This is a genomic window from Spirochaeta thermophila DSM 6192 (assembly GCF_000147075.1).
Taxonomy (GTDB): Bacteria; Spirochaetota; Spirochaetia; order Winmispirales; family Winmispiraceae; genus Winmispira; species Winmispira thermophila_A.
Genome location: NC_014484.1, coordinates 2,173,562 through 2,196,377 on the forward strand (window position 1 = coordinate 2,173,562; position 22,816 = coordinate 2,196,377).

General features: G+C 63.3%; 20 protein-coding genes. 5 read left to right on the plus strand and 15 right to left on the minus strand.

Annotated elements, in window-relative coordinates; translation table 11 throughout:
• Positions 1 to 202 precede the first annotated feature (202 nt).
• The 4 genes from STHERM_RS09880 to STHERM_RS09895 all read left to right on the plus strand — a co-directional run bounded on the left by STHERM_RS09880 (position 203) and on the right by STHERM_RS09895 (position 4,563).
• Entirely contained in the window at positions 203 to 1,513 is a 1,311-nt protein-coding gene (locus STHERM_RS09880; protein WP_013314752.1) for a glutamate-5-semialdehyde dehydrogenase, read from the plus strand.
• A 2-nt stretch (positions 1,514 to 1,515) separates the two neighbouring features.
• Positions 1,516 to 2,622: a glutamate 5-kinase gene (gene proB / locus STHERM_RS09885; RefSeq protein ID WP_013314753.1), complete on the plus strand. Its 1,107-nt coding sequence runs from the start codon at positions 1,516 to 1,518 to the stop codon at positions 2,620 to 2,622.
• 63 nt (positions 2,623 to 2,685) lie between these two features.
• Positions 2,686 to 3,537, plus strand: a complete 852-nt coding sequence (locus tag STHERM_RS09890) for a hypothetical protein (RefSeq protein WP_013314754.1) — start codon at positions 2,686 to 2,688, stop codon at positions 3,535 to 3,537.
• Between the two features lie 90 nt (positions 3,538 to 3,627).
• On the plus strand, positions 3,628 to 4,563 hold the full coding sequence (locus STHERM_RS09895; RefSeq protein WP_013314755.1) for a prenyltransferase: 936 nt from the start codon (positions 3,628 to 3,630) through the stop codon (positions 4,561 to 4,563).
• Between the two features lie 6 nt (positions 4,564 to 4,569).
• Here the strand turns inward: STHERM_RS09895 and STHERM_RS09900 are convergent, their stop codons facing one another.
• On the minus strand, positions 4,570 to 5,553 hold the full coding sequence (locus tag STHERM_RS09900; RefSeq protein ID WP_013314756.1) for a polyprenyl synthetase family protein: 984 nt from the start codon (positions 5,551 to 5,553) through the stop codon (positions 4,570 to 4,572).
• Positions 5,553 to 7,523 carry an FAD-dependent oxidoreductase gene (locus STHERM_RS09905; RefSeq protein WP_013314758.1) on the minus strand — a complete coding sequence of 657 codons (1,971 nt, stop codon included), beginning with the start codon at positions 7,521 to 7,523 and terminating at the stop codon, positions 5,553 to 5,555. The genes STHERM_RS09900 and STHERM_RS09905 overlap by 1 nt, the downstream gene beginning before the upstream one ends.
• Before the next feature lie 156 nt (positions 7,524 to 7,679).
• Between STHERM_RS09905 and STHERM_RS09910 the strand changes: the two genes are divergently transcribed.
• Positions 7,680 to 9,032 (plus strand): glycerate kinase type-2 family protein, encoded by a 1,353-nt coding sequence (locus STHERM_RS09910; RefSeq protein ID WP_041623797.1) that lies wholly within the window; start codon positions 7,680 to 7,682, stop codon positions 9,030 to 9,032.
• Positions 9,033 to 9,051: 19 nt separating this feature from the next.
• Here the strand turns inward: STHERM_RS09910 and STHERM_RS09915 are convergent, their stop codons facing one another.
• The 13 genes from STHERM_RS09915 to groL all read right to left on the minus strand — a co-directional run bounded on the left by STHERM_RS09915 (position 9,052) and on the right by groL (position 22,749).
• Positions 9,052 to 10,401: a PTS transporter subunit IIC gene (locus STHERM_RS09915; RefSeq protein ID WP_013314759.1), complete on the minus strand. Its 1,350-nt coding sequence runs from the start codon at positions 10,399 to 10,401 to the stop codon at positions 9,052 to 9,054.
• Positions 10,402 to 10,459: 58 nt separating this feature from the next.
• Positions 10,460 to 11,038, minus strand: coding sequence for a nitroreductase family protein (locus STHERM_RS09920; RefSeq protein ID WP_041623583.1), 579 nt, complete (start codon positions 11,036 to 11,038; stop codon positions 10,460 to 10,462).
• 32 nt (positions 11,039 to 11,070) lie between these two features.
• Positions 11,071 to 12,948, minus strand: coding sequence for a cellulase family glycosylhydrolase (locus tag STHERM_RS09925; protein WP_013314761.1), 1,878 nt, complete (start codon positions 12,946 to 12,948; stop codon positions 11,071 to 11,073).
• A gap of 72 nt (positions 12,949 to 13,020) precedes the next feature.
• A complete protein-coding gene (locus STHERM_RS09930; RefSeq protein ID WP_013314762.1) occupies positions 13,021 to 13,266 on the minus strand; it encodes a type B 50S ribosomal protein L31 in 246 nt (81 codons plus the stop codon).
• Positions 13,267 to 13,281: 15 nt separating this feature from the next.
• Positions 13,282 to 15,180, minus strand: a complete 1,899-nt coding sequence (gene rho, locus STHERM_RS09935) for a transcription termination factor Rho (protein ID WP_013314763.1) — start codon at positions 15,178 to 15,180, stop codon at positions 13,282 to 13,284.
• Between the two features lie 106 nt (positions 15,181 to 15,286).
• Positions 15,287 to 16,549: a nicotinamide-nucleotide amidohydrolase family protein gene (locus STHERM_RS09940; protein WP_013314764.1), complete on the minus strand. Its 1,263-nt coding sequence runs from the start codon at positions 16,547 to 16,549 to the stop codon at positions 15,287 to 15,289.
• Between the two features lie 8 nt (positions 16,550 to 16,557).
• Positions 16,558 to 16,971 (minus strand): bactofilin family protein, encoded by a 414-nt coding sequence (locus tag STHERM_RS09945; RefSeq protein ID WP_013314765.1) that lies wholly within the window; start codon positions 16,969 to 16,971, stop codon positions 16,558 to 16,560.
• An 8-nt stretch (positions 16,972 to 16,979) separates the two neighbouring features.
• On the minus strand, positions 16,980 to 17,201 hold the full coding sequence (locus tag STHERM_RS09950) for a tetratricopeptide repeat protein (protein WP_013314766.1): 222 nt from the start codon (positions 17,199 to 17,201) through the stop codon (positions 16,980 to 16,982).
• Positions 17,202 to 17,210: 9 nt separating this feature from the next.
• Positions 17,211 to 17,936 carry a response regulator transcription factor gene (locus tag STHERM_RS09955; RefSeq protein ID WP_013314767.1) on the minus strand — a complete coding sequence of 242 codons (726 nt, stop codon included), beginning with the start codon at positions 17,934 to 17,936 and terminating at the stop codon, positions 17,211 to 17,213.
• An 84-nt stretch (positions 17,937 to 18,020) separates the two neighbouring features.
• Entirely contained in the window at positions 18,021 to 19,310 is a 1,290-nt protein-coding gene (locus tag STHERM_RS09960) for a YARHG domain-containing protein (protein WP_013314768.1), read from the minus strand.
• 446 nt (positions 19,311 to 19,756) lie between these two features.
• Positions 19,757 to 20,467: a hypothetical protein gene (locus STHERM_RS09970; protein WP_013314769.1), complete on the minus strand. Its 711-nt coding sequence runs from the start codon at positions 20,465 to 20,467 to the stop codon at positions 19,757 to 19,759.
• Positions 20,468 to 20,707: 240 nt separating this feature from the next.
• Complete coding sequence (locus tag STHERM_RS09975; RefSeq protein WP_013314770.1) at positions 20,708 to 21,010, minus strand: hypothetical protein; 303 nt, start codon at positions 21,008 to 21,010, stop codon at positions 20,708 to 20,710.
• Between the two features lie 110 nt (positions 21,011 to 21,120).
• Entirely contained in the window at positions 21,121 to 22,749 is a 1,629-nt protein-coding gene (gene groL / locus STHERM_RS09980) for a chaperonin GroEL (RefSeq protein WP_013314771.1), read from the minus strand.
• Positions 22,750 to 22,816 lie beyond the last annotated feature (67 nt).

Below are 22,816 nucleotides of genomic sequence, written 5' to 3' on the forward strand. Positions count from 1 at the left end.
CATCCCCCTTCCATATGGGATTACTATGGCATACTCTCAACATAGCGCAGTGCACGGAGGAATTCACGACGGACTCGCACGAATTCCGTGAATCGAAGGGAACCCTCGGAGAGGGGGGGTGTACATACCCTCCCGATTGAAGTACAGGCCTGCATCCTCTATCCTTATGGAGAGCACAGTGCCAAGGCTCCAAGGAGGAACCATGTCGGTACTCGACCAGGCGCGTGAGGCGAGGAAGGCGGCACAACGGCTCCAGGCCGCCTCCACCGAGCTCAAGAATCGGGCCCTCTCGGCGGTCCGGGAGGCCCTCATCTCCCACACAGAGGAGATCGTGGCGGCCAACAGGGAGGATCTCGCACGGGCCGAGGAGAGCGGCCTCCCTATGCCGCTCAAGAAGCGGCTCGCCTTCACCGAGGAGAAGATCGCCGAGGTCTGCAAAGGCATAGAGACCCTCATCTCGCTCGAAGACCCCGTGGGCAGGACCCTCGAGGCCACCGAACTCGACGAGGGGCTCGAGCTCTACAAGGTCTCCTGTCCCATCGGCGTGATCGGGGTGATCTTCGAATCCAGGCCCGATGCCCTGGTGCAGATCTCCACCCTCTGTCTCAAGAGCGGGAACGCGGCCCTGCTCAAAGGCGGGAGCGAGGCCGAACGCACCAACACGGTGCTCGCCCGCATCGTCGGAGAGGCCTCGACAGGGGCCGGCCTCCCGGAGGGGTGGATCCAGCTCCTCCACACCCGTGAGGACGTGAAGGCCATGCTCGAGCTCGACGAGTACATCGACCTCATCATCCCCCGCGGCTCCAACCAGTTCGTCCGCTACATCATGGACAACACCCGCATCCCGGTCCTCGGCCATGCCGACGGGATCTGCCACGCCTACATCCACGAGGACGCCGATCTGGAGATGGCCGTGCGCGTGGTGGTCGATGCCAAGACCCAGTACGTGGCCGTCTGCAACGCCCTCGAGACCCTCCTCGTGCACGAACAGATCGCGCCCCGGGTCCTTCCTCCTCTCGCAGCGGCACTCCAGGAAAAGGGAGTGGAACTGCGGGGCTGCGATCGGACCAGGGGGATCATCGAGTGCCACCCCGCCACCGAGGCCGACTGGGGCACCGAGTACCTCGACTACATCCTCTCCATCAAGGTGGTCGACAGTCTCGAAGAGGCGGTGGATCACATCAACACCTATGGATCGGGCCACACCGACACCGTCATCACCTCATCCCCCGATACCGCCCGCAGCTTCCTCTCCCTCGTGGATTCGGCCGACGTGTTCTGGAACTGCAGCACCCGCTTCTCCGACGGCTACCGCTACGGCCTCGGCGCCGAGGTGGGGATAAGCACCAACAAGCTCCACGCCCGGGGTCCCGTGGGCCTCGAGGGCCTGGTCATCTACAAGTACCTGCTCCTGGGGAACGGTCACGTGGTGGCCGACTACACCGGCCCTTCCGCCCGCCCCTTCACACACAAGAGGCTTTCGAAGGCCTATCCCTTCTCCCGGGGTGGATGAGCATGCGCGACTTTTCCTCGGTCCGCCGTATCGTGATCAAGATAGGGACCAACTGCCTCACCGGGCCCAACGGGATCGACGAGGCCTTCATCCACGACATCGCATCCCAGATCGCCCGGCTCAAGGAGCGCGGCTACAGTCCGCTCATCGTCACCTCGGGTGCCATCGGTATGGGGGCGCGGGAGCTCGGCATCACCGGCAAGGTGAAGAAGATACGCCTCAGGCAGGCCCTCGCGGCCATAGGTCAGCCGGTCCTCATGTACACGTACCGCGAGGCCTTCCTCGCCCACGGCATCCCCGTGGCCCAGGTGCTCCTCACCCGGGAGGTCTTCGACAACCGGCGGGCCTACCTCAACCTCAGGCAGGCGGTCGAGACCATCCTGGAGCTCGGCGCCATCCCCATCTTCAACGAGAACGACTCGGTCTCCACCGCCGAGATCGGCACGGCCTTTGGCGACAACGACACCTTGAGCGCCCACATCGCGAGCAAGATCGACGCCCAGCTTCTCGTCATCCTCACCGACATCGACGGCCTCTACACCGCCGACCCGAGGGAAGCCCCCTCGGCGACCCTCATCCCCCAGGTGGAAGAGATCACCCCCGAGATCCTCGCCCTCGCAGGTGATGCAGGCACCACCCATGCCACCGGCGGGATGCGGACCAAGCTCCAGGCGGCCCGTATCGCGGGCGAAGCGGGGTGCATGGTGGTCATCGCCCATGGGAGGAAAGAGCGGATCCTCGAGCGCATCCTCTTAGGCGAGGAGGAGGGCACCCTCTTCCTCCCCCAGGCGAGGAGGAGCCAGCGGGAGCGGTGGATCCTCCAGGCACGCCCCCGCGGCAACATCGTGGTCGACGAAGGCGCCTACCGGGCCATCCTCTCACGCAAGAGCCTCCTGCCCTCCGGTGTCCGCGAGGTGGAGGGACACTTCGCCGCGGGCGATGTGGTCACGGTGAACCGTACCATCAAGGCCATCGCCGCCTTGAGCAGCGAGGAAATCCTTCTCGTGAGAGGCAGGCACTCCTCGCAGGTGAAGGAAATCCTCGGACATGAGAGCCCGGACGTGGTGATCAGGGCCGATGATGTGGTGATTCCGTCAAAAAATGAATGACACTCTTGCACTTTTCCCTAAGGAAATATATAATAAATTATCATAATATCACGAGGAGGCTATATGCGAAAGGCCATTAGGTCCATGCTCGTCATACTCATGGGCGTGTTCCTCATCCTCTCCGGCTGCGCGAAGAAGGAAGAAGCCGCGGCCAGTACATGGAAGGATGGGGTGTACTTCGCCCAGCTTCCCGACTTCGACCCCGAGAGCGGTTGGAAGGACGTGGTGATCCTCGAGGTGAAGGATGGGAAGATCGCCTCCGTGGTCTGGAACGCCGTGCACAGGGATGCGGGTCCCGACAAGATCACACGCTCCATGAACGGACAGTATCCCATAGTGGAGCGTGGCGGTGCCAAGGCTCCCTGGCATGAGCAGGCACAGAAGGCGGTGGAGTACCTTCTTAAGACCCAGGATCCCACCAAGATCACCTACACCGACGACGAGGGCCACACCGACGCTATCTCGGGCGTCTCCATCCACGTGAAGGAGCTCTTCGAGCTCGCGAAGGAGGCCCTGGAGCGCGGCCCCGTCGGCTACGGCCCCTACAAGGATGGCACCTATCACGCCGAGCAGGCCGACTTCAGCCCGCAGGGGTGGAAGGAGTTCGTGGACATCACGGTGCTGGGCGGAAGGATCGTGGCCGTGCGCTGGGATGCCCTCCACAAGGACGGCGGCGATCCCAAGGACACTCGCTCCCGCAATGGCGAGTACGGCATGTACGAGAACGGTGGGGCACAGGCACCCTGGTGGCAGCAGGCCGAGGCGGTGGAGAAGTACCTGATGCAGACCCAGGATCCCACCAAGATCACCTACACCGACGACGAGGGCCACACCGACGCTATCTCGGGCGTCTCCATCCACGTGAGCTCCTTCTTCCAGCTCGCCCAGGAGGCCCTCAAGGACGCCCGAAGGTAAACCCTTCGCCACACCGCAAGGCCTCCCCGGCCGGGGAGGCCTTTTCTTCATGCCCATCTTCCTGCTATCGTTCGCACCGAGGAGGATCGTGTGATCACACCCTATCAGTTCGCCCGCATCGTGGAGATCCGTACCAAGATCGTGAGTGTCTCCTCGTTCGCCATAGGCACGCTCTACGCCATCGCCATAGTGGGGGAATGGGACCCCGTACGCCTGGTGGTGATGTTCCTCGCCGTGTTCGCGGTGGACATGGGGACCACGGCCTTCAACACCTTCTTCGACTACTGGAAGGGAGTCGACCGCAAGGAGCTCAACAGGGAAGAGGACAAGGTACTCGTGCATCAGGACGTGCCGCCGGGATACGCCCTCATCATCGCGGGAGGGCTCTTCCTCCTCGCCGCCCTGCTGGGGCTCGTGCTCGCAGTGCTCGTGGCCGAGGCCTTCGGCCTCGCGGCAGCCCTTGGGCTCCTCGCCACCGGTGCGGCCTGCATGGCCGTGGGCTTCTTCTACAACGGTGGGCCGAGACCCCTCTCCTTCACCCCGTTCGGGGAGCTCTTCGCAGGCGGGTTCCTGGGAGGCATCCTCGTCCTCCTCTCCATCTTCGTCCAGACAGGCCGTATCACCCCCCCGTCCCTCCTCCTCGCCGTCCCCTCCACCCTCCTCGTGGCCTCCATCCTCACCGTGAACAACACCTGCGACATGGAAGGGGACCGCGTGGCAGGACGCCGCACCCTCTCCATCCTCGTGGGCCTCCCCGCCAGCCGCATCCTCGTCTACGCCCAGGGGATCCTGGCCTATCTCGTCCTCGCCCTCTGCGGCCTCCTCGACATCCTCCCCCGCCTCACCCTCCTCACCGCCGCCCTCGGCCTCACCCAGGCCCTCCTCACCTACCGGCGCATGCACCGGCGGGGCTATGCCCACGCCACCAAGGGCCCCTCCATGCAGGACATCCTCGCCGTCTTTCTCGTCTTCACCCTCGCCGCCGTCCTCCCCCTCACCCTCCGCCTCTTCCTCCCCGTCCCCTGACACCCCCTACACCCTCCGCACCACCAGCTCCGCCAGCACCTCCTCCAGCACCCGCCGCCACCTCCCCGCCGGCAGCCCACCCGCCTCCCGAAGCGCCCGCGCCGTGAACCCCTGCGCGAACCCCCTCGCCTCCTCCACCGCCCCCGAGGCCACGAGCCGCCTCCGGACCTTTCCCGCCCACACACGGCTAGCCACCCCTCCCGCGCACGCCCGTCGCATCCAGACCCCCAGACGCTCCCCCTCCCGCCGCGCGAGCATCACCGCCGGCGCCCCCACCACCCCCTGCTCCACATCCCGCCCCACCGGCTTCCCCAACCCCCTTCCCGCCACATCGAGCACATCGTCGATCACCTGGAAGGCCATCCCCACGTTGTAGCCGATACGCCTGAGCCTGCGCACCACCTCCTCCTCCGCCCCGGCCTCCGACGCCCCCAGGTGGAACGCCACCACGAACAGAAGCCCCGTCTTCCTCAGGATGCGCCTCAGGTACCTCCTGAGGCTGAAGGCATCCCTCCCCAGCGCCCGTCGCACCTCCACCTCCTCTATCTCGCCGTCGAGGATGTGCCGGACCCCACGGGAGAGGAAGACCGCATGGTCCCTGCTCGCGTACTCGGCCACCAGTTCGAGGGCCTTCGCGAACAGGAGATCCCCCATGAGCACCGCCTCCTTCACCCCGTACGCCCGATGCAAGGCCGCCCCACCCCGTCTCGTCGCCGCATCGTCCACGATATCGTCGTGCACCAGGGTCGCCATGTGGAGCATCTCGAGGGCCGCGGCGAGCCGCACCACCCTCTCGGGGATCTCACCCTCGCCCACGCCGAACCGCGCCGAGAGGACCATACACCCCGGCCGGAGGAGCTTCGCATCGCGCGAGGCGAGGTCCACGAGCGCAGAAGAAAGCTCCCCCGAAGGGGAGCCGAGCTCCTCACGGATGAGATCCCTCACCCGCACCACGTCGGGTGCTATGGAAGGAAACTTCTCCCAGAACATCAGGGACGAGGCTCTCCGCTGTAGAAATAGCTCCTCTTGGCGAGACCGAACCCGTTCCAGCGGTCCTTGACCCAGGGCATCACGTAGTGATCCAGACCGAACCCACGACCCGCACCACCCATCATCACCACCGCCGCTGCGATGTACCACAACAGTTCGGGGGAACCCCATCCGGAGATGATGAACATCACCGCAAGACCGATCGTCGCCACCGCAGCCGGGAATACGAAGAGCCCTCCGATGAAGGCGAGCCCTATCAAGATCTCCGCGAGCACCACCCCCGCCTGCGCCAGGAAGGCGAGCGCAGGCACGGCCGAGAGCACGTGCTCGGCGAACCAGGTGTAGATCCCCAAAGCCGGCATGAGCGCCTCGCCGTAGCCACCACCCGCTGCAGCCTCCGCCGCCGCGCTCGCTGCAGTGGCCGCATCCGCTGCCGCCTGGGCCGAAGCCGCGCTCACCGCATCACCCAGCACCACACCGGGAAGGTGGATCGCCGAAGGATCGGGGTTGAACACCCCGCCTGCACCGGGGTTGAGCCACCCCTCCAGGACCTTCTTGATCCCCTCCACGAGCCACTTCGCCCCCAGGAAGAGCCGCAAGGGGAGGGCCCAGTACACAGGGATCCGCCACGCGAGGTGATCGTGCACGATCGAACGCCTGTCCTTGATGTGGAAGAACTCCTCCTGGAGGTACCTCCAGACCGCATTGAACCCCGCGAGCCCCCACAGGTAGTGCAGGTTCACCATGTGCTTGAGGGCCATGGCCAGGATCCCGGACATCTGCACCCCCATCACGTGGGCAACCGCGTACGTGCTCCCCACCGACACCATGAACCCGTGGTAGTTGCTCCGGAAGGGCTTTTTCTCCTTGCCCTCTATATCGGCGATGATGTTGTGCGCCGCAGTCTCGGCGGTCTGGAGCGCCGTCTCCACCACCTGGGGGAGGACCTTCTTCCCCTCCACGTACCAGGTGATATCGCCCACCACGTAGACATCGGGGTGATCGTGGGCCTGCATCTGGTCGTTCACCAGGAACCGGCCCCGCACCCCCACCATATCGCGGTCCTCCTCGTCGATGTAGCAGGCCGCCATGCCGTGGATCCCGTCCGACGTCACCACCGAGCACTGCCCCCTGGCCGCCTGTCCCATGGTGAGCGGCACCCGGGCACTCAGCTCACCGCCGTGTACCCCAGCGGTCCAGATGAAGGTCTCGGTCTCTATGGTCTTCTCGCCTATGAGCACCTCCCTCTTGCGCGCGCCGGTGATGGGCGAGCTCGTGAGGATCTCCGCCCCCATCCGTTCGAGCCTCCGGTGCGCCTTCCGGGCGAGACGCTCGGTGAAGTTCGGAAGGATCCGCGGGAGGGCCTCCACCATGACGACCCTCACCTCATCCTTCGGAATGTGGTACTTCCTGCAGAGCACCTTCCTGTGTTCGAGCAGCTCTCCTGCGAGCTCGACCCCGGTGAACCCACCCCCTGCGATCACAAAGGTGAGGTAGCGCCGCCTCTTCCGGGGATCCTGAGTCTTCGAGGCCTCGTCGAAGCAGTTCTCCACGTGCCTCCGCAGCCTCACCGCATCGTCCCAGCTCCAGAGGGTGAAACAGTTCTCCTGCACACCCGGTATGTTGAAGAACTCGGGCGCCCCGCCAGCCGCCATCACCAGGTAGGTGTAGGGGTAGCGTCCCTCCTCCCCTATCACCACCTTCTCCTCCACGTCCACGGTCTCCACCCTGTCGGTGACCCAACGCACCTTCCTCCCCCCGAAGATCACGTGGAAACTCACCCTCGTGGCATCGGGCACCACCCGCCCGCCTGCCACCTCGTGGAGGTCGGTCATGAGCGTGTGGTAGGGATTCTTATCGATGAGCAGGATCTCCACGTCCTCCCGCTTCCTGAACCGCTTCTCCAGGATCTTGGCCGCATGCACACCGGCATACCCGCCGCCTATGATGACAATTCGCCTCGTCTCCATTCGAAGTCCTCCGGGGAATATACGGATGAAACTATATCCAGAGACTACTCCACGTCGGGGCCTTTGTCAAGAAATGCTCAGAAATTATCTATAAATGTGGATCACAGGAGAAAGGATTCCCTTCAATTCCCGAAGTTTTTTCCCTATACTTGTTCCATGGAACCCTTGGAAGCCGACCTCACCCGACTCTTCACGACCGCCGTGGCGGCGGTGGATCCCGCATCCCTCGTACGAGGCGCCCTCTCCCTCGAAGGGGACCGCCTCACCATCCGGGCCAAAGACACCCACCTCCGATGCGACCTCTCCTCGTTCCGAGAGGTGTGGGTGCTCGCCGCAGGCAAGGCCGCCTGCCCCATGGCCCGTGCGGCAGAGGAGATCCTCGGCGACCGCATCACGGACGGACTCGTGGTCACCAAGTACGGCCACGCCTCCCACCTGAGGCGCCTCCCGGTGAAGGAGGCCGGCCACCCCGTGCCCGACGAGCGGAGCCTCGAGGCGGGCGAGGCCTTCCTCCGCCTCGCCTCCCGGGCCGACGACCACGCCCTCGTCCTCATCCTCCTCTCGGGCGGCGCCTCCAGCCTCCTCGCCCACCCCTACCGCGACGACCGCATCGCCCTCACCCCGGAGGACCTCACCGCCGCCACACAGACCCTCCTCGCCTGCGGCGCCCCCATCCAGGAGGTGAACTGCCTGAGAAAGCACCTCTCCGGCCTCAAGGGCGGCCGCCTCGCCCGCGCCCTCTTTCCGGCCCGCTCCTACACCCTGGTCCTCTCCGACGTGATCGGCGACGACCTGTCCGCCATCGCCTCGGGCCCCACCGTCCCCGACCCCACCACCTTCGCCGACGCCCTCGCCATCGTCGACCGCTACGGCATAGCAGACCGCCTCCCGCCTCGGGTGAGAACCCTCCTGGAGGCCGGGGCCCGCGGCGAGGTGCCCGACACCCCCAAGCCCGGCGACCCCGTCTTCGAACAGGCCTCCACCCTCATCATAGGGAACAACCTCACCGCCCTCGAGGCCGCAGCCGCCGAGGCCCGCCGCCGGGGCTACACCCCCCTCATCCTCACCGCAGGCCTCGAGGGCGAGGCCCGCCAGCTCGCCCACCTCTTCGCCGCCCTCATCCGAGACATCCTCCGCGGCATCCCCCTCTCCCCACCCTGCTGCATCCTCGCAGGCGGCGAGACCACCGTGACCGTCACCGGCAACGGCACGGGCGGCCGCAACCAGGAGATGACCCTCGCCGTGCTCCTCTCCCTCCTCACCCGCCCCCCCTCCCGCCCCGCAGGCTTCCTCTCCGGCGGCACCGACGGCACCGACGGCCCCACCGACGCGGCCGGCGGCCTCATCACCCCCCGCATCCTCGAACGCGCCCGGCCCCACCTGTCCCGCCTCCGGGCGGCCCTCGCCGACAACGACGCCTACCACGCCCTCGCCTCACTGGACGCCCTCCTCATCACCGGGCCCACCGGCACCAACGTCTGCGACATCCAGATCGTCCTCGTGCCGTAACGACCCGGACACCGCCCTCCTACTCCCTCGCCCTCCGCCGGGCGTGGGCGGCGATCGCCACGAAGAGGAGCACCACCCCCGGAAGGAGCCAGAAGGCCCACCCCTCTCCGGAGAAGAGTCCCAGCAGGTAGAACCTGAGGTGGTGGCCGCCGTCGGTGAAGGCCGTGATGAGCTGGCCCTCAGGCACGGAGACCCCCACCTCGGCCGCGAGCGAGGTGTAGAGCGGGGCCAGTCTCGTGGCGATGAGCAGGTAGGTCACCACCACCGGGATCCCCGCGAGCACCGACCGTACCACGTTTCCCCGGAAGAGGAGCACCGAGATCGACATCACGGAGATGAGGTTGGGAAGATCGCCGAGCGGGAGCACCTTGTTCCCGGGGATGAAGAAGGCCAGGAGGAGCGAGATCGGCATGAGCAGCAACCCGGTGACGATCACCGAGCGGTGCTGCATGAGCACCCCGGTGTCCACCGCCACATAGAGTCCCTGCTTCGAAGGGAAACGCCGCTGGATCCTCTCCTTGAGCGTCGATGAGATCGGCGAGATCCCCTTCCCTATGAGCTCACCTGCGAGCGGGAGCAGGAACATCACCGCCGCCAGGTGTATCGAAAGCTCGAGCATCTCCTTCACCGAATAGGCGGCAAGCAGGCCGAGCACCACCCCCAGGAGGAGCCCTATCACCATGGGCTCGGACAGGAGCGAACGCGCCCCGGAGCCGGCCCCCCGCTCCTGGGGATCCACCCGCCACCTGCGGAACCCGGGTATCCGCTCGAACAGGAAGTCCATCGCCGCGGTGAAGGGCAGGAGTCCCACCACCGAAATCGGCGAGATGGTCACCCCTTCGAGCGCGGTCTCCTTCTCCACGTACACCGAGGCCCAATCGGCGAGCTTTATGGTGAGCACGGCGATGACCAGGGTAGCGGCGAGGGCGAGCCACATGCTCCCGGTGACCGCCTGGACCAGTGCGCCCAGCAGGGCGAAGTGCCAGTAGTTCCAGATATCGAGGTAGACCGTGCGGGTGAGGTTGAGGGCGATCATCAGGGTGTTGAGACCCAGCACGAGGAGGATCGAGAGCGGTGCGATCACCGAGGCCCAGGTGATGGCCGCGAGCGGCGGCCACCCCACGTCGAGCACCGTGTACTCCAGCCCCCGCACCGACACGATGGCCTCGACCGCAGGCCGTATGTTGTCCACGAAGAACGAGAACACCACGAAGATCGATGCGAACCCCACCCCCATCCGCAGGGCCGAGAGAAGGGCATCCTTCACCCTCATCCCCACCAACAACCCCAAGGCCAGCATGATGAAGGGAAGCATCACGTAGGCCTTGAACGAGAAAAACACCTCGAGTGCGTGACGAATCATCTCCATCGACTCGGTTCCTCCTTCCAGAAGATCTCGAACCTCAAGAAGCGGCGTACGGCATGCCCTAGCCCAGGGCCGCAGCCTCGTCCCAGGTATCCCAGAAGACCACCTCGGAGAGCGGCCGCCTCACGCGTGGACCGGTCTCGAGCTCCCGGTGCTTCTCGTTGAGCGTGGAGGCATCACCCGGATACCCGAGGGCGATCACGGTCACCGGCACCGCCCGCTCGGAGATCCCGAAGGCCTTCCGCAGACCCGGTGAGTCGAAGCCCGCCATGGGGTGGGCGTAGAGCCCCTCATGGGTGGCCTGGAGGAGCAGGCCCATCACCGCCATCCCGGTATCGAAGAGGGCGTACTCCCTCCTGTCATCGAGCCTGCAGTCGAGCTCGGGTGCGGTCACCACCAGGATGTAGGCCGGGGCCTCCTTGGCCCAGTAGTTGCCCGGGGAGAGGTGGGCGGCCACCTTCCCCCTCGCCTCCTCGGAGAGGGCCACGAGGAACCGCCAGGGCTGCTTGTTCATGCAGGAGGGGGCAAGGGTAGCGGCGTGCAGGAGGCGCTCCAGCACCTCCCTCGGCACAGGACGCGGGGAGAGGGCGCGGTAGGCCCTCCGTTCCCTGATCTCTCGCAGGATCGTCTCGTCGTTCATGGCAAAAATATAATACACCCATCTCCGCCGGTCTACACGGCGGCGGCCCTCACCCTCACCTCGCCCTCCCGCTCACACCACACGAGCAGCACCCCCTCATCCGGCACCTCCTCACACCGCACCCCCTCCCCGCTCACCTCCACCCTCCACGCACCCCCGAACCCGAGGCGGGGAAGGCGTATCACCGTGGGCGCCCTCACGGAGGGATCGGCCCTGAAGGCGCACGTGAACACGCCCCTCGCAAAGCGCTCACGCAGGGGCACACCCGCCACCGCCAGGAGGTACGGCCTCACGAACCCCCTCGAGGCCCTCCCCTCCGGGGCATCGTCCCTCGACCACACCGAGAGGTCCTCCCTGTTCCACCCATCGCCATGGGCGTGCGTGTTCGAGGCCGTGTAGTTCCACAGCGTGCACCCCAGGAGGAGCTCGTCCATGGCATCGTAGTACATCGAGAGGGCCTCCTCCTGCCGTGTGTACGAGCCGGACCGCGCGGGTTCGAACGGCACGCCGAACTCCCCCACCAGGCACGGCACCTCGCCCATGGCCTCCCGCGTCTCCTCGACCCGTGCCTCAAGCTGTCTCCGGAACGAGGCCCGCACCGCCCTCCTCCCCAGCACAGGCCACATCCGCCCCTGCTGCACCGAGAACCAGGGCACGAACCTCCGGGTGAAGAGCGTGAACCCGTCGTACCAGTGGAAGGCGTGCACGAGCCCCTCCGGCACCCCCCTCCGGAACCGCGGCGGCCTGCCGTTCGGCACCCCCTCCGCCATCACGAGCACCTCCGGGAGCACCCCGCGCACCGCCTCCGCCACCCGTTCCACGAACGGCGCCAGGAAATCCTCCTCGAACGAGACAGGACGTCCCCCCACCCGCGCGAAGTAGTCGGGCATCCTGAGCACCGGTCTTCCCCCCTCCACCGCCCACACCCCCTCCATGCGCCACGGACACTCCCTCCCCTCCTGAAACACCGAGACCCCCTCCGGGTTGAGCACCGCCTCCCCCACCCGCCTCTCACCCCCGAGCCCCGGCCGGTACACCCCCACCCGGGTGGGGAAGCCGCTCGCCGCTGCCATGGCCTCGAACCCCGTGGGCATGGGCCCCAGGGCGAGCATGTGGTTCCCGAGCCGTCTGAGGTCCTTGAGCCCGATGAACCCCGGATGCGGCTCGTTCATGGTCCCCACCCCCACCACGTTCCGAAGCCCCCGCAGGCTCCTTCCCACCTCCCGCAGCATCCCCAGGTACCGCTCCTGGAGCCAATCCTGGACGTTCCGGCCCTCCACCCTGCAGTGCGGGGCGAAGACCCGTCCGCCGAAGAACAGGGTGAACATCGTGGCCGCGCCGTAGCGGGAGTAGTTGGTGGGCCAGGCCATGTAGGGGAAGGCCTCCCCCGCCTCCTGGTGGAGGAAGGCCGCACCCGAGGCGTGCATCCGCTCGGGAACCATCCCCACCGCCTCCAAGGTCCACACCGGCGCCCCATCGCCCCCCGTCCACCTCGACCACACATCCTGGTGCGGATCCACCCACATGAGGAGCCCCCTCTCCCCCGCAATCTCCACCAACGCCTTCAGGTAGTCCAGGAACTCCCTGTCGTACACCCCCGGTCCTGCGTGCTCCACCGCCTCCCAGGTGATCACCAGCCGTATGAGGGAGCACCCATAGGCGCGAAGCCGCTCCAGGTGGTCCTCCGCCTCCCCGAGCGGCACCGGCCTCCCCACGAACGAGACATCCCGCCGTTCATAGAACCCCTCCCGCACGTGGGTGCGCCCGTCCGGCCGCGCAGGCACCTTCGAATCTCCCCCCAGGTTGATCCCCCTGAGGAGCACCACCCTCCCCGCCCCATCCACGATCCACCGACCCTCGGTCCTAAGAGGAGGGAGCACCCCACACAGTCGTCCGTCCTTCGTCCTCATACCACCAGCATAGTCCACACGCACAAAAAAATCCCACCCCTTCCGGGGTGGGATGTGCAGTACCACACTCCGCTATTCCTTGATGTTGTACTTCTTCCTGAAGCGCTCGATCCGCCCCGCCGTGTCCACCAGCTTCTGCTTCCCCGTGAAGAACGGATGCGAGGCACTGGAGATCTCCAGGTTGTAGAGGGGATATTCCTTGCCCTCGTAGGTCACCGTCTCCTTGGTCTTGACGGTCGAGTGGGCGAGGAAGATCGTACCCGTCGAGGCATCCCTGAACGCCACAAGCCTGTACTCGGGATGGATACCCTTTTTCATAGCTCACTCCTATCTCTACATCCCCTCGTTGGGGACAAGCGGTGTATTCATGGAATTGAGGAACACCTCATTATTCTTGGTTTTCGACATTTTGTCAATGAGGAACTCTATGATCTCCACGTCGTCGAGCGGGTTGAGGAACTTACGCAGTATCCAGATCCGCTGGAGCTCCATGGGAGCGAGGAGGAGCTCCTCCTTCCGCGTACCCGACTTCTTGATATTGATGGCAGGGAAGAGCCTCCTGTCCGCGAGCCGCCTGTCGAGATGCACCTCCATGTTACCCGTACCCTTGAACTCCTCGAAGATCACCTCGTCCATGCGGCTCCCCGTGTCGATGAGCGCCGTCGCCACGATGGTGAGGCTCCCGCCGTTCTCTATGTTCCGCGCCGCCCCGAAGAACCGCTTGGGACGGTGCAGGGCATTGGAGTCGACACCACCGGAGAGGATCTTCCCGGACGTGGGCACGGTCTGGTTGTAGGCCCGGGCGAGTCGCGTGATGGAGTCGAGCAGGATCACCACGTCGTGGCCGTGCTCCACGAGACGCTTGGCCTTCTCCAGCACCATCTCCGCCACCTGTACGTGGTTCTTCGCCTGCTCGTCGAACGTGGAGGAGATCACCTCGGCCTCCACGTTCCGCTGCATGTCGGTCACCTCCTCCGGCCGCTCGTCGATGAGGAGGACGATGAGGTAGACCTCGGGATGGTTCTCGGTGATCGCATTGGCGATCTGCTGGAGGAGGATCGTCTTACCGGTACGCGGTGGGGAAACGATGAGGCCCCTCTGCCCCTTTCCTATGGGACAGAAGAGATTGATCATTCGGGTGGAGATGTTCCCATCCCTGGTCTCGAGATCGAGCCGCTCGTTCGGATAGACCGGGATGAGGTTCTCGAACGGAATCCGCTGCTGGGCCACCGAAGGATCGGTGAAGTTGATGCTCTCCACCCGGAGCATCGCGAAATACCGCTCCCCCTCCTTGTTGGGGAGGCGTATCTGACCGAAGACCGTATCTCCGGTCTTCAGGTTGAAGAGCCGTATCTGCGAAGGCGAGAGATAGATGTCGTCGGTCCCATTGAGGAAGTTGTTCTGAGGGGATCTGAGGAACCCGTACCCGTCGGGAAGTATCTCGAGGGCACCGTATGCGTAGATGTTCCCACCCCTGTGGGTGTACTGCTTGAGGATCTCGTAGATGAGCTCCTGCTTCCTGAAGGCCACCAGATCGTCGTGCTTCACACCAAGATACTCGGCGATTCCCCGTATCTCCTTCATGTCGAGGAGGATGAGCTCGTTGATGGTGATACCCGCAGGATCGTTCGGGAGGATCATGCGATACGGCCGGTAGGGCTTCACCAGTTCGTGGATCCAGGTGGCGAGCCGCTCTATCCTCGAAGGCCCGCGCGCGTCCACGGAAGGCATGGGGGGCGTGTGCTCTTCGCCCACCCCTTCTGCATTGGGAGGAGGCGAGATCGGCGGGACGAAAGCCTGGGAGACGGGCTTTCGCGTATGGCCGTTGCCGTTCTGGCGTTCGCCGTCCTTCACGATGGCCACCTTGATCTTCCGCCTCCTGCCCCGCCTCTGCACCTTCTGTGGTGCGCTCTGCGGTTCCTCTTCCGCCTCCGCCTCTCCTGCTACTTCTTCGGGGTCCGCAGGAGCCGCATCCTCGGCGCCCACGGATTCCCCGGAAGGAGGTTCGGACCGGTCGTGGGCCTCATCTCCCGGACGCTCCTCTCCTTGAGCGGCTGCTTCCTTCTCGGCGGTTTCGGTCTTCTCAGAGGCTTCCGTCTCTCCGGTCTCCGAGGGATCGGAAGGCGGCTTCTCTTCTCCGGCAGGTGCGAGATCCCCGAAGAGATCCCCTTCTCCTGCGATGGATGTCGTCTCGTCAGTGGATTCGTTTCGTCTTCTGCGCAATAATGCCATGAAAAACTCCAGTATGCGAAGGGATTATAGGCGTGAACTCCTCACTACATCACTCTGTTCATGGAATTTCATCCCGCTATCAGGGGGAGAACGATCGGGGTGTGCCTCACGTCAGTTTATTTTCAATATAGTCCGCAAGTTCCCTCCTGTCAAGCCAGTCTTCCTCCTCCACCAGGATGTACGTGAGCAGCCCCGCGAGGAGCGCGCTCTTGTGTTGTATCCGCTCCCGGTCACCGCGAAGGAGGGCCCTAAAGGTACGGCTCCGGCCGTCTCTCCTGCCCACTCCCACACACACGGTGCCCACCGGCTTCTCGGGGCTCCCCCCCGAAGGTCCGGCGATCCCGGAGACCGCGGCAGCCACGTCCACCGGCATGTGCTCGAACACCCCCCGCACCATCTCCTCCACGGTCTGTCGGGACACCGCCCCGAAGGTCCGCAAGGTCTCGGGCCGCACCCCCAGGAGCCGCTCCTTCGCCTCGTTGCTATAGACGACAACCCCTCCCCAAAAGACCTCAGAGGCACCAGGCACCTTTGTGAGCGAAGAGGCGATCCTCCCCCCGGTACACGACTCGGCGAAACCCACCGTGAGCCCACGCCGGGCAAGGGCCTCCTTGAGAAGCACGAACAGGTCCTTCTCCCCCTCGAAGACGAGCACGGGGAGGAACCGCTCCTCGAGCGAGGCCACGCACGCGCGGATGGTCTCCTCGTCCCCACCCGAGAGCACCAGGAACACCCTCCCCGGCTGGGCCTGCGTGGCCCAGGTGAGCCTCCCCTCCCAGGGTGCGAGGGCGTCTTCCAGGGCCGACTCGGGGATGAGGTAGGTGGTGTACATCCGCTCGCCGTTATCGCTCCCCCTCCCGGAGATCGCCCTGATGCGAGGCGCAACCTCATCCCCGAATACCCGGGCGAGCTCCACAGGAGGGCCTGGAAGCGCGGCCACCCACGTCTTCCCCACCCTGCCCCAGAGTCCCGGCGCGGTCCCCGCAGGGTTGGGCAGGGCCTCGAACCCTTCGGGCACGTAGGCCTGCCGACGGTTGGAGGGAACCTCGCTCAAGTGGGGATACCGCTCGACGAGGGCCTGCCACACATCCTCTCTGAAGACGAGCGGCACACCCGCACACGAGGCCAGAAGCTCTCTCCCGTGATCGTCGCTCGTGGGCCCAAGCCCCCCACAGACCACCACCACTCCACCCCGCTCGATCATGCGGGAAAGCTCCTCGCGCCCGAGCACAGGATCATCGGGGAGTACGAGCGCCTCCCTCACCTCCACACCCAGGAGCCTGAGCTCGCGGGAGAGGTACTGCACGTGACTGTCCCTCACCCTTCCACTGAGAAGCTCTGTACCGAAGACGATGATGGATGCGTGCATGGGACGTGCTACTTCACCTTCTTGAGCGAGTATCGAAGCTGATCCACCGTGTAGGCGAAGATATCGATCTCGTCAGGCGCACGAAGCATCTCACACGAACCTTCGAAGACCGCATCGTCGGCGATGCTGATACGCGCAGTACGGATGGAGCCGTACATCTCGCACCCCGAGAGCAGATACACCTTCGAGGAGGCCTCAACATCGCCTTCCACCCTACCCGCGAGCACCACCGCATCGGCCACGATGTCGGCCCTCACCATTGCGCCGGAGGCCACCGCCACCACGCTACCCCCCTCTATCCTTCCTTCGAAACGACCCTCTATCACCAGCGGCTCTTTCACCCTGAGCGTACCCGTCACCCTGGCCTCAGGCCCTATCCTGTGGGCGGGCTGCGGTACACCGACAACCGAAAGTATATCCATGCAGACCCCTACTTCGTGGTCATCTCGAACACGCCGTCCCAATCCTCGGGCGGCGGGTTCTTCATGTAGTGAAGACAGCGCGCGTAGTAGACCTTTGAAGGTCCATCCTCGGGATCGAGGGCCAGGGCCTTGGCGAACTCCTCCCTGGCTTTCTCAAACTCCATCATCTTGTAGTAGTTGCGCCCCCGGGCGAAGTACTCCAGGACCTTTTTCTTGGTCTCGGAGATCACGGCTGCCTCCTATACGATCTCCCGCTCTTTCCACACCTTGAAGTGTCGTTGATAGCGCTCTTCCAGATCATCGAGCGAGATCTCACCTTCCTTGAGGGAAGAATCCTGCCGGGAAAGCTCTTCCACCTCTTCCTCGAGAGCGTCGAGGGCCGCGAGGCTCTTCTCGGCCACCTCCCTCACCTTACCAAGGAAGGCCTCCACTGTCTTGGGGTCGGAGACACCCACCTCTCTGCTCTCATCGAGGAGCACGGAGAGCGGCTCCCTCATGTGGCGGGCAAAGTAGGCGAGCGACTTGTTGAGCGACTCCAGCACGGCAAGCCTCCGCTCCCGCTGCACGAGCTGACGGGCCATGTCCTGATGCCTGAGCACCGAGTTGATCCGCGCGAGCACCTCCGAGAAGTTGAACGGCTTGGTGATGTAGTCTTCCACCCCCAGCTCGAATCCCTCGATCTTGTCCCTCACGTCGTCCATGGCCGAGAACATCACGATGGGAATGTGCGCCACGTCCCTGTAGTCGGGCTCCTGCTTCACGATGCGCGTCACCTCCCAGCCCGAGAGTTTCGGCATGATGTTGTCGAGGAGGACGAGGTCGGGTCGCTGCTCCTTCATTACCAGCAAGGCCTCTTCTCCGTCCCTCGCCTTGTAGACCTCGAACCCCAGCTTGCTCAGCATGATCTCGAAGAACTCGAGGTTGATCTCTTCATCGTCCACGATAAGGATCTTTTTCTTTTCCATAGGACACCAGCCTTCTTCTGGGAGGTTATCCTATTCTGTACCACCCTCGTCCTCTTGTCAATGCGCATCCCCTCCCTTGAAAGCCTACTTCCTCAATCCCCTCTTCCGCTCCTCTTGTACCACCCGCTCCACCAGGCGCCTCCGCTCGGGAGGAAGCTCCAGCCTCCCAGGATCCACCCCGGGATCGGGCTCATACCACACCTGCTCGCTAAAATACTCCCTTAAGCTTTCATCCTTGAACACATACCCGTACAGCGCAAACACGCAGTTCCTAAGCAGCCTCAGCTCCTCATCGCTCATCTTCTCGAGTACACCATCCACATATTCCCCATACCAGTCATCCGTATACCCATTCACCGCAAGCGCATAGATGCTCGGCTCCCCCCACGTCCTCCGTATCCGAAACACCTCCGTGTACTCATACCCCGCCACATAAAAGTACACGTTCCCTCCAAACCCCACATATACCCCATACACAAGATACGGCGGCCGCATCACTCCTTCCGCTCTATATTCCCTCCCCAGTATCTCAGACCCCTTGGCCACGTGCTCGACCCTCACCAGATACTCCCCATCAGGCCCCACCACCGCAAACTCAGAACCTACATCTTCCTCAAAGTTCAAGTAAAGTTGGTAGAGGTTACCCTGCTCATCCGCATATATTGGATCGGCCTCGCTCCTGAACAACCACTCTCCCCAATACTCGTGCAGCCGCTCTGGCGTGTCATAGTACGTCCTCCCCCATACCAGCGCCCGCCCTTCTTCAAAGGCCTCCCTAAGCCCCAGCTCCTCAGCCCGCCTCACACTCGCCTCGTACTTCTCAGGATCAAGGGCTCTAAGAAGCTCTATAACCTCCTTACCCATATAGATCCGCCCATCCGTATCCACAGATCCTGCACTCCCGTTCTTCCATGGAAACACACTATAGAACCTATCCTTCCCCTTGAGAAAAAATACAGGTCCAAGCGGTAGCAGCCCATGAAGCGCTTCGCCATCAGCGCTTGAAAAACACACTATTCTATTATAGTGAGCATCACGCACCTGCACACTCCCATTCCTCACACCAAATGTATACTCACCTATTGGGTATACATCTCCTCCCATCCACCAGCAAATCTTCTTCAACTCCTCCTTAAGGAGTCTTACCTTCTCTCCCCCCCACTCAATCTCAAACCGCTGGTAATCAATCTCGTCATCAATTATTATACGCTGCCTTTTCTCATCCACCCAAAAACCGGAGGGAGTTATCATCATGGGCTCCATCACCTTAAACTTAATATCCTCAAAGCGCCCAACAAGCTCTACCCTCACTTCCTGCGTATACCCCACCGCAAGACTCAAGAGCATTACTGCTGGCAAAAGTAATTTCCTCATCTATCAACCTCCGTTGTTATTTATTGTATATGATATCTTCTCAGTTGGTATAACGCTCTATTTGCAACATCGTCCCAGGTGTCCCTCTGTACTTGCCAGTCCGGTGTTCCATACGAATGGATCACCTCCACCTGATTATACCGCCTGATCACCTCATCCCCCTCGTCATACTGCACATCGTGGATGATCATCACATGATGCCCTCCCCATACCAACAGGTCCCCGGGCACCGCCCGTAAGATCACATACTGATGTAGTCGAGTAGTCTCCTGCGTTCGAAAATTAAGTTGCCACGTCCAGTGCGTCTCCTCAGCTCCATAAAATCGTATGGTGGCCTCTTTCTCTCTCACTGGATACTGCTTCCACTCCCACTTCTCTACTTTCGTCCCGTTTTCTTCGACTGTGGCCGCCGTGCGGCGGCCACGATACATCGCGAGGCCCTCTCTTCAGGGGCTCGTGACGGTAAGCTGATAGATGCCCATCTCCCCGGTGGAGGATTGGACTGCGATAACATGGATGCCAGTAACCGTAGCGGTAAAGGAGAGGAAGGTGACGCCCTCGTCATACGCTACCAGTTGAGGTTCACCGGTAGAGACGTTCAGAACCATAATGACAAAGGCAGAGATATCGGCGGAAGAGAGGGTTATGGTATACGAGGTGCCGGCCGTCACATTGAGGACGAACATATCAGGATCCTCCGGGAGATGGAAGGTCCGCTCCACGGGCATACCAAGTGTCACCGTAGGTACATTCGCCGAGTCGGTTCCATCAGTGGACTCCGGATCTTCGTACTCGTCCGGGGAGACCGCATCGTACTCCGTCACCTCGATGGTGTACGCTCCCACGGCGCCGTACGACTCTACCCTCACGTAGAAGCTTCCTCCGGCCTCGGGAACGTAGAAGAACGGATTCTCCACATTGCCCCAATCGTCGTCGGATCCATCGCCTTCGTAGTCGATAGACATGGAGAGGTCCGCCTCCAGGGCAGGATCAGACGTGGAGAGGGAGACCTGATAGGCCTTGCCCGCGGTGGTGTTCACCACGAACCAGTCCACATCCGAAGAGTCGTGAAGGGTGTGGGTCTGGGGTGTACCGGGCACGAGGGCCGTCGCCCCGCTGATATCGTTGTCGGCTGGCTCCCATGAGTCAGGGCCCAAAGGTGTCGGTGTCGGTGTCGATGTCGGCGTGGGGGTGGCCTCCTCTTGCTCTATGACTTCAAGAGATCTTCACACCCTGTGATGAACACCACTCCCGCCATCAGAACTGCGAGGGCCACCAGCATCGTCATTCGAAGAGGATGACGCATGACATAATCCTCCTTTTCACAAAGATATATGCGCACACCCTCTACTCTACACCACCTTCCTCCGGTTTTCAATCTCTTTTTTTCTAATCCCCTACCGTACCTCGAGCACGCGCTCCACGCCCTCGGGGACCCCGTCAACCCCGAAGAGGCGCTTGCAGCCCTCGAGGGTGTATTCCCTCACGCCGTTCACCCGGTTGTAGTAGTCGATGAAGGCCTGGATCTCCTCGGGATCCCCCGAGTAGAGGGCCGAACAGAAGGCGGCCCGGAAGAGGCCCTTCTCGGCGAGCTCCATGGTGGAGAGCTTCCCGTACTCACGCTTGGCCTTCCCGTCCACGATGGCGGTCCTCCCCTCGTACCCTATGGTGAAGATGAAGTCCTCTCGGCTGAGCGTCATGGGCCATCCTCCCTCTGGTGATGCACGGTATGTGGTGTGCCGCTGTGATGAGCATAGATGAAAAAAGGGAGCCCTGCAACGAGGGCTCCCGAATCCCCTTACGAGGGGTCTTAGTAGTCCATACCCATATCCGGCGTACCGGGAGTCTTCTTCTCCTCCTCCGGGATGTCGGTGACGGCACACTCGGTGGTGAGCAGGAGCCCGGCCACGGAGGCGGCGTTCTGGAGGGCGGAGCGGGTCACCTTGGCGGGATCGATGATCCCGACCTTCATCATGTCCACCCACTCCATCTTGGCGGCGTCGAAGCCCACGCCCTTCTTCTCCTCGCGGGCCCGCTGGACGATGATGGACCCATCGAGTCCTGCGTTGGCTGCGATCTGCCGCATGGGCTCCTCGAGCGCCCGCTTGACGATCTTGAAGCCGATCTTCTCGTCCTCCTCCCAGGAGGAGAGGTCGACCTGATCGAGGGCCTTGGTCGCGAGGATGTAGGTGAGCCCACCGCCGGGAACGATACCTTCCTCTATGGCCGCCCTGGTGGCCGAGAGGGCGTCCTCCACCCGGTGCTTCTTCTCCTTGAGCTCCACCTCGGTGGCCGCACCCACGTTGATCACCGCCACACCGCCGGCGAGCTTGGCGAGCCGCTCCTGGAGCTTCTCCCTGTCGTAGTCGGAGGTGGTCTCCTCGATCTGGGCCTTGATCTGGGCGATCCTGTCCTTGATGGCCTTGGAGTCACCCGCGCCACTCACGATGGTGGTATCGTCCTTGGTCACCTTCACACTCCCGGCCCTGCCGAGCTGGGAGAGCTCCACGTTCTCGAGCTTGAGCCCGAGCTCCTCGGAGATCACCTGACCGCCGGTGAGGATGGCGATGTCCTCGAGCATGGCCTTCCGCCTGTCGCCGAAGCCCGGGGCCTTCACGGCGCAGGCCTGGAGCGTACCGCGCACGGTGTTCACCACCAGGGTCGCGAGGGCCTCACCCTCCACATCCTCGGCGATGATGAGGATGGGCTTACCCTGCTGCGCCACCTTCTCGAGGATGGGGAGCAGGTCCTTCATGCTGGATATCTTCTTGTCGTGGATGAGGATGTAGGGGTCGTTGAGCACGCAGGTCATGGTATCGCGGTTGTTCACGAAGTAAGCGGAGACGTACCCGCGATCGAACTGCATACCCTCGACGAACTCGGTGGTGGTCTCGATGGTCTTGGACTCCTCCACCGTGATCACGCCGTCCTTGCCCACCTTCTCCATGGCGTTGGCGATCTCTTCACCGATCTCCATGTCGTTGTTGGCGGAGATGGCGGCCACGTGGGCGATCTCGTCCCTGTCCTTGATCTCTTTGGCGTTCTTGCGGATCTCTTCCACCACGAGGTCGACGGTCTTGTCGATGCCGCGCTTGAGGGCCATGGGGTTGGCACCCGCGGCCACGGCCTTGAGGCCTTCCTTCACGATGCTGTAGGCGAGGACCGTCGCAGTGGTGGTGCCGTCACCGGCCACGTCGTTGGTCTTGGTGGCGACCTCCTTGAGGAGCTGCGCGCCCATGTTCTCGAACGGATCGGGCAGCTCGATCTCCTTGGCCACCGAGACACCGTCCTTGGTCACCGTGGGAGCACCGAACTTCTTGTCGAGAAGCACGTTGCGTCCTCGAGGGCCAAGCGTGACCTTGACCGCGTTGGCCAGCTTCTCGACTCCGGAGAGCAGCTTCCTTCGAGCTTCCTCATCGAACTTCAGTTGCTTTGCCATAGCTACCCCTCACTTTCCTTAAGGTTTTGAGTGTGTTGTGTGTAACGGAAATAGAATATGTGTAGTC